This is a genomic window from Anaerofustis sp. (genome assembly GCF_019420015.1).
Taxonomy (GTDB): Bacteria; Bacillota; Clostridia; order Eubacteriales; family Anaerofustaceae; genus Anaerofustis.
In genome coordinates, this window is sequence record NZ_JAHZIA010000003.1 from 1 (window position 1) to 2,979 (window position 2,979).

The following is a 2,979-nucleotide window of genomic DNA, read 5'->3' on the forward strand; positions in this document are numbered from 1 at the left end:
GCTTCAATTTTCTTCTGTAAAACCTGATCATCGAAAGTATTGGCGAGTGCTTCAAAAACTTCTTCTTCCGTTAAATAAATTTCTTTCGTTACCATCTCCTTTTCTGCTAAAACAGCTTCTTTTTCTGTGGCATATATATTGCTGCTTGTAGCTGATATGCTAACGGCCGAAACAAAAACAGCAGTTAATATCACCATAGGTTTCATTCTTTTCATAATTATAATCATTCCTTTCCGCTTAAATTTAATTGTTTAAAATTCTAAGAGCGTCAGGCGTAAATTCAAAATACATAAAACCGCAATAGGCGACTCCGACATTGGGGTAATAATTCAAAATGAGCTTTTCTGAATGAGGACTGGTTACGATAATTTCGAAGCATTCCTTAGCATCAGAATTTTCAATCTTTTTATCAAAGAGTTCTTGAGATAAAACAGTAGATTTTTTCAGCTCCGATATAAGCGCAATATCAAAATTTTGGTCTTGATATGTAATTTCTGCTTCAGAATCATTTATGCCATATAATTCAAATAATTCTAATACGGTAAGTGGTTTGTTTATATCTGCCGGACTCCAAAAAACCAAATAGTAATATTGTGAATTTATTTTTGCGATTAAAACAGACCTTCCGTTATAGCCCAAATAATCATATACGGGTATTGTTTTCCCGTTTGATTCGATTGCACCGTTTCCTAATTCTTCCCCAACAAATTCATCCGTCAATGTAGGCAAATTATATATTGACAAGCTATTATCGTTTAAAACAACTCTGTATTTATTGCCATTAAACTTGATATATTGTATTGATTCTGTAAACTCAGTAAAATTTACAGAATCATCCGGTTCGATTTTTTCATCAGAGTCAGAAAAGAAATTATCCAAAAATAGTGTGGAAAAAAAAATGATAATAAGACAAGCCGCAATGACCGATATCCTTCGAAATAAAAATTTTTTTGAAAAAACAACCGGTTTTATTTCCGCATATTTTATGATGTACTCATCATTTATATAACTTAATGCTTCTAAAAACTGTTTCGCAGTCATTAGACGACCTCCTTTTCTTTCAAAAATTTCATCAAATCTTCTCTTGTTCGTAGCAACTTTACTCTTATTGTCGTTTCTTTCATACCTGATAATCTGGAAAGTTCTTTGTATGAGTCCAAATACCAATATCTACGGACAAATATCATTTGAGTTGTCCCGTCAAGACTCCCCAAGAAATCATTAATTGCCTCGGCTACAACCATAGCATCAATTTCATCCTCTGTGGACTCATTTGATGTCAAGTAACTACCTATCTCTTCTAAACACTCATCATATGTATTATTTCGTTTAAGACGTTTTCTGTATTTATATTTATCTAACGATATTGTTCTAACAAATCTTAATAAATATGTTATTAACGGATTAGGTTGTTTAGGTGGTACAGTACGCCATACGCTGAGATAAGAGTCATTAACGCATTCTTCTGCATCTTCTCTACTGGAAAGTATATTGTAAGATGTTTTCATTGCGATTTTTCCATACTTTTTTGACAGTTCGATAATTGCATTTTCTGATCTTGAAAAGAATAAATCAATTATTTTACTGTCGTCCATAAATCCACACCTCCCTCCTAATACTATTTAAAGAAAATAATGACCCTATAATAGTATTAGATTTTTATTGCATGAATGTTACAAGACTTCACAAAAAATTTATATTTTTTTCTGAAAATATACTATTGCTAACCATAAAATTTTATATATTAAGTCAATTATGCTATTTTCTCTTTGGTTAATTTATCGGTTTATTCATTGAATAATTATAGAAAAAACCCTACTTATACAAAGCAGGGTTTACAGTCTGATAAATTCTTACGAAAAAGCTATTCTACACGGATATTTATCGTTTCTGTATCAATCTGTTCAATTTCGATACCTTTTTCACTCAATTCTTTTATTACTGCTATTACTGTTATCGGCTTGGAGAACCTAATTTGCACGGCATTAAATATCTTCATATATTTCGCACCATAAAAAGCACCTTTATTATCTACAAATACATTAGATATATCGTTATCTGTTAATGCATATTTCTTTTTAATAATATCAAGTTCTTTAGCTGTAATGGCTCGTCCTATTTCTACATTAAATCCCACTCGTGGAATACAATTTAAACATACATACAACCACTGTGAAATTTCCTCAAAATTTATTTTTGATGTTATTTTTACAGGATTTAACAAATCTCCGGTTAATGTTTTAGAATTAATATTATGAGAATCCCAAAAGCTTAACAGATAGAATTTTTTTGATATATTAAATATATATCCTTGATAATGCGAATTTGAATATATCTTGTCTACAACAAGCTGTCCCTGTTTATTATATTCAAATAACATAGGAATAATTATATCTGACGGAGTACAATGTAAGGCACCGCAAAGCCTTTGCATAGTATCAAATCTTATATTATTAATATTTCTTGTACCAACTTCAAGTTCAGAAATATATTGTTTGGTCGTACCCATTTCCTTTGCCAGTTCTGTTTGTGTCAGTTTTGCTTCGGTTCTGATTTGCTTTAACCTGTTCTTAAATTTCAACGTTCTATTTTTATTTACATCCACAATATTTATCCTCTGCCATATTATATTTGTCATGAATATAACCATCAAAATCTAACCAGTTAGTCAACTGTTTACACTTCGAACATTTGAAAACTTCAATCGGTTTCTGTTCAAAATCTCGAATATCAAATGCTATTCTAACTTCTTTATAAGTAGGTTTATGGTTAAAAAACATTTTAATTACTGCAAAATCATCTATGGTTGTCTTATAACAAGTTTGAGCAAGCCATTGACCTCCGATTTGTCCAACATAAGTATATGCATTTGGAAAAGTACAATATTTGCAGACAGAATCAAAATTTGTCAGAGTAGCTTCAGAAATTTCGTCTTCATCGTTAGAAGTTATATATTCAATAAGTCCTATATCGCTCATA

5 protein-coding genes are annotated in these 2,979 nt (G+C 30.6%); all 5 read right to left on the reverse strand.

The window, feature by feature from the left end; translation table 11 throughout:
- A partial coding sequence (locus tag QZ357_RS00645) for a hypothetical protein (RefSeq protein WP_290770688.1) occupies positions 1-215 on the reverse strand: 215 nt, incomplete at its 3' end.
- Between the two features lie 28 nt (positions 216-243).
- Positions 244-1,041, reverse strand: a complete 798-nt coding sequence (locus QZ357_RS00650) for a hypothetical protein (RefSeq protein WP_290770690.1) — start codon at positions 1,039-1,041, stop codon at positions 244-246.
- Positions 1,041-1,595: a sigma-70 family RNA polymerase sigma factor gene (locus QZ357_RS00655; protein WP_290770691.1), complete on the reverse strand. Its 555-nt coding sequence runs from the start codon at positions 1,593-1,595 to the stop codon at positions 1,041-1,043. Before QZ357_RS00655 ends, QZ357_RS00650 begins: the two co-directional genes overlap by 1 nt.
- A gap of 269 nt (positions 1,596-1,864) precedes the next feature.
- A complete protein-coding gene (locus QZ357_RS00660) occupies positions 1,865-2,605 on the reverse strand; it encodes a helix-turn-helix transcriptional regulator (protein WP_290770693.1) in 741 nt (246 codons plus the stop codon).
- The coding region (locus tag QZ357_RS00665; protein ID WP_290770695.1) for a hypothetical protein at positions 2,592-2,979 on the reverse strand (388 nt) is incomplete at its 5' end. The genes QZ357_RS00665 and QZ357_RS00660, both read right to left, overlap by 14 nt.